3 protein-coding genes are annotated in these 4687 nt (G+C 67.2%); all 3 read left to right on the top strand.

What is annotated here, in order from left to right; translation table 11 throughout:
* The coding region (locus tag AC27IQ_RS18985; RefSeq protein ID WP_487090401.1) for an AAA-type ATPase lid domain-containing protein at positions 1-702 on the top strand (702 nt) is incomplete at its 5' end.
* Complete coding sequence (ampD, locus tag AC27IQ_RS18980; RefSeq protein ID WP_487090400.1) at positions 686-1327, top strand: 1,6-anhydro-N-acetylmuramyl-L-alanine amidase AmpD; 642 nt, start codon at positions 686-688, stop codon at positions 1325-1327. The genes AC27IQ_RS18985 and ampD, both read left to right, overlap by 17 nt.
* Positions 1328-1714: 387 nt before the next feature.
* Positions 1715-4657, top strand: a complete 2943-nt coding sequence (locus tag AC27IQ_RS18975; protein WP_487090399.1) for a ribonucleoside-diphosphate reductase subunit alpha — start codon at positions 1715-1717, stop codon at positions 4655-4657.
* The last annotated feature ends 30 nt before the right edge of the window (positions 4658-4687 follow it).

Genomic DNA, 4687 nt, shown 5'->3' with positions numbered 1-4687 from the left:
AAGCTGCTGCGCGTGCTGCAGCAGCGCGAGGTGGTGCGCGTGGGCGGGCGCCAGCCGATTCCCATCGACGTGCGCATCGTGGCCGCCGCGTCGGTGGACCTGCAGGCGCTGGTGCTGCAGCAGCGCTTTCGCAAGGACCTGTACTACCGCCTGAACGTGGTGAGCCTGGAGGTGCACACGCTGCGCGAGCGCCCGGGCGACATCGTGCCGCTGGCGCGCCATTTCATCGACGCCTACAGCCGGCGCCTGGGCTACCCGCGTCCGCAGCTCACACCCGCCGCCGAACGCTCGCTGCAGCAGGCGCCCTGGCCCGGCAACGTGCGCGAGCTGGAAAACCTGCTGCACCGCGCCGTCGCCCTGAGCGATGGAGAAGAGCTGCACGTGGAGCCCCCGCACGCCTCGGCCGCCGATGCCGCGCGCGCCGATGCGGGCGCATCGCCCGCCACCGGGGGGGATCCGCCCGGCAACGGCACACCGCGCAGCGCCAACCCGGCCGCCTCCGTGCCCTTGCCCAGCGACCTGCAGGCCTGGCTGGACCAGCAAGAGCGCGAGATTCTGGTGCGGGCCCTGCGGGATACCGGCTTCAACCGCACCGCCACCGCGGCGCGGCTGGGCATCAGCCTGCGGCAGATCCGCTACCGGATCGCCCGCCTGGACATCGCCGCGCCCAACGACAGCGACGCGAATGACGACAGCGAATGAGGCACCGCACCCCGGCCCAGTGCCCTGCCCGGAGGCGGGGGACAGGCCGGTGTGGGACGGCGGCTGGTACCGGGACGCCACGCGTGAGCCCTCGCCCAACTTCGGCCCCCGCCCGGCCCAGGCGGTCATCGATCTCATCGTCGTGCATTCGATCAGCCTGCCCCCCGGCGAATACGGCGGCGGGCAGGTGCGCCGGCTTTTCACCAACACCCTCGACTGGGATGCGCACCCCTACTACGCCGGCATCCGCGGGCTGCAGGTGTCGGCCCACTTCTTCATCGAGCGCGACGGCCGGCTCTGGCAATTCGTGGACTGCGATCTGCGGGCTTGGCATGCCGGGCCGTCGAGCTACCGGGGCCGCGCCAACTGCAACGATGACTCGATCGGCATCGAACTGGAAGGGCTGGAGGGCCAGACCTTCGAGCCCGCCCAATACGCCACCCTGGCGCGGCTTTGCGCCGAACTGCCGCTGCGCTACCCCATCGCCCACGTGGCAGGCCACGAAGACGTGGCTCCCGGCAGAAAGCAGGACCCGGGGCCGGGCTTCGACTGGCAACGGCTTCGAGCGGACCTGCCGTGGCCACCCGCCGTGTTTCCACGGAAGTCAACCCGACCACCGCCATAATTGAGGGTTTTCCCCAACCCTCTGCACGCGGGACGCCAAACCGCGACACTCTGGGCCCGCTGCCCTCCCGCCATGGAAGACAGTGCCCACGCGGCTCGTGAAGTCAAAACGCCCGGCGTACTGCGCCAGACCACGTTTTCCCGTCCCCCACCCGCATCCACACGGCCTTTGCGCCATGCCTCGGTCACGGCTTCCAGGCCATGGAAACAGCATGTTTCCAGAATCCGGAGCAGAGGGCGCTGTACACTACCGGTAGTGTCTTGCTACCATTGCACACCCTAGATATAGCGTGTGGGCCAGCACCCAACCCCCACCCCGTTCTCCGCTTTGGCGCCGCCTTACGGCCCGCCAGATCCGCCTTTTCCGACAGCTCCCAAAGGACCTTTCATGCAAGCTGCGCTAAACCCTTCATCCACCAGCCAAGCCACCGGGCAAGCCCCCACTGCCGCAGACGAATCGCCGGCGGCGCAGCCCGGCAGCGACCTGCTGACGCACTACCAGATCATTCGCCGCAACGGCGCAGTGGTGCCGTTCGAACCGCAGAAGATCGCAGTGGCCCTGATGAAGGCGTTTCTCGCCGTGCACGGCACCCAGGGTGCCGCTTCGGCCAGCGTGCGCGAAGTCGTGGACGCGCTGACCCAGAACGTGGTGCGCGCCCTCATGCGCTCGCGCCCGGGCGGCGGCACGTTCCACATCGAGGACGTCCAGGACCAGGTCGAACTGGGCCTGATGCGCGGTGGCCACCACGAGGTCGCGCGTGCCTATGTGCTGTACCGCGAGCGCCGCTCGCAGGAGCGCGCCCACCAGCAGGAGCAGCGCACCCCCGCCGTGCCCACCCTGCACGTGATCGACCATGGCCAGCGCGTGCCCCTCGATGAAGCGCGCATGCTGAGCCTCATCCAGGCCGCCTGCTCCAACCTGGGCGCCGACATCCAGGCCGCGCCCATCGTGGCCGAAACCATGCGCAACCTGTACGACGGCGTGCCCATGGACGAGGTGTACAAGGCCTCCATCCTGGCCGCCCGCACCCTGATCGAGAAAGACCCCGACTACACCTACGCCACCGCCCGCCTGCTGCTGCACACCATCGTGCGCGAGGTGCTGGGCCGCGACGTGGCGCCCGGCGAAATGGGCGCCGCCTACGCGAACTACTTCCCCGTGTTCATCCAGAAGGGCGTGGACAACGACCTGCTGGACCCCCGCCTGCTCGAGTACGACCTGCAAAAGCTCGGCGCCGCACTGAAGTTCGAGCGCGACCAGCAGTTCGACTACCTGGGCCTGCAGACGCTGTACGACCGCTACTTCCTGCACGTGCGCAAGAGCCGCATCGAACTGCCCCAGGCGTTCTTCATGCGCGTGGCCATGGGCCTGGCGCTCAAGGAAGACAACCGCGAAGCGCGCGCCATCGAGTTCTATGAGGTGCTCTCGTCGTTCGACTTCATGTCCAGCACCCCCACGCTGTTCAACAGCGGCACGCTGCGCTCGCAGCTGTCGTCGTGCTACCTGACCACCGTGCCCGACGACCTCGACGGCATCTACGAATCGATCAAGGAAAACGCGCTGCTGTCCAAGTTCGCCGGCGGCCTGGGCAACGACTGGACCCGCGTGCGCGCACTGGGATCGCACATCAAGGGCACCAACGGCGAATCGCAGGGCGTGGTGCCGTTCCTCAAGGTGGTGAACGACACCGCCGTGGCCGTGAACCAGGGCGGCAAGCGCAAGGGCGCCGTCTGCACGTACCTCGAAACCTGGCACCTGGACATCGAGGAGTTCCTGGAGTTGCGCAAGAACACCGGCGACGACCGCCGCCGCACGCACGACATGAACACGGCCAACTGGATTCCCGACCTGTTCATGCGTCGCGTCATGGAAAAGGGCACCTGGACCCTGTTCTCACCCTCCAACGTGCCCGACCTGCACGACCTGTTCGGCGCCGACTTCGAAAAGGCCTACGTGGCCTATGAAGAGAAGGCTGCGCGCGGCGAGATCAAGCCCTCGCGCACGCTGCAGGCGACCGACCTGTGGCGCAAGATTCTCACCATGCTGTTCGAGACCGGCCACCCCTGGATCACGTTCAAGGATGCCTGCAACGTGCGCTCGCCCCAGCAGCACGCCGGCGTGGTGCACTCGTCCAACCTGTGCACCGAGATCACGCTGAACACCAGCGACACCGAAACCGCGGTCTGCAACCTCGGCTCGGTCAACCTGCTGCGCCATCTGAAGGACGGCCCGAACGGCCGCGAGCTCGACCACGTCAAGCTGCGCAAGACCATCTCCACGGCCATGCGCATGCTCGACAACGTGATCGACATCAACTACTACGCCGTCGAAAAGGCCCGCGCCTCCAACATGCGCCACCGCCCCGTGGGCCTGGGCATCATGGCCTTCCAGGACAGCCTGTACGAACTGCGCATTCCCTACGCGTCGCAGGCCGCGGTCGAGTTCGCCGATCGATCCATGGAAGCCATCTGCTACTACGCCTACTGGGCTTCGACCGAGCTGGCCAAGGAACGCGGCCACTACGAAAGCTACAAGGGCTCGCTGTGGGACCGCGGCATCCTGCCGTTCGACACGCTAGAGCTGCTGGAAAAAGCCCGCGGCGGCTTCGTGGAAGTGGACCGCTCGTCCTCGCTGGACTGGGATGCGCTGCGCAAGAAGATCGCGCAGGACGGCATGCGCAACTCCAACTGCGTGGCCATCGCGCCCACCGCCACCATCTCCAACATCGTCGGTGTCGATGCGTCCATCGAGCCCTCGTTCGGCAACCTATCGGTCAAATCGAACCTGTCGGGCGAGTTCACGGTCATCAACGGCTACCTGGTGCGCGACCTCAAGCGCCTGGGCCTGTGGGACGACGTGATGGTCATGGACCTCAAGCACTTCAAGGGTTCGCTGCACTCCATCGACCGCGTGCCGCAGGACGTCAAGGCGCTGTACTCCACGGCCTTCGAAGTCGAGCCGTCGTGGCTCGTCGAGGCCGCATCGCGCCGCCAGAAGTGGATCGACCAGGCGCAGAGCCTGAACATCTACATGGCGGGCGCATCAGGCAAGAAGCTCGACGACACCTACAAGCTCGCCTGGGTGCGCGGCCTCAAGACCACGTATTACCTGCGCACGCAAAGCGCCACGCACGTCGAGATGAGCACCGTGAACACACGCCAGCTCAACGCCGTGTCGTCGGGCACCGACGGCGGCGGCGCACAGGCCGCATCCAAGCCCAGCGCGCTCGAAGCCGCTGCGGCCGCAGCACAGGCACAGGCCGCGGCATTGCCCGCGACCGACGTGAAGTTCTGCGCGATCGACGACCCGACCTGCGAAGCCTGCCAGTGATGCGCACGCCATGCGCGGCACCCTGATCGA

Source organism: Acidovorax sp. KPB24-07 (genome assembly GCF_057543315.1).
The sequence above is the reverse complement of the archived record's forward strand: the minus strand, read 5'-3'. Positions and strand labels throughout refer to the sequence as shown.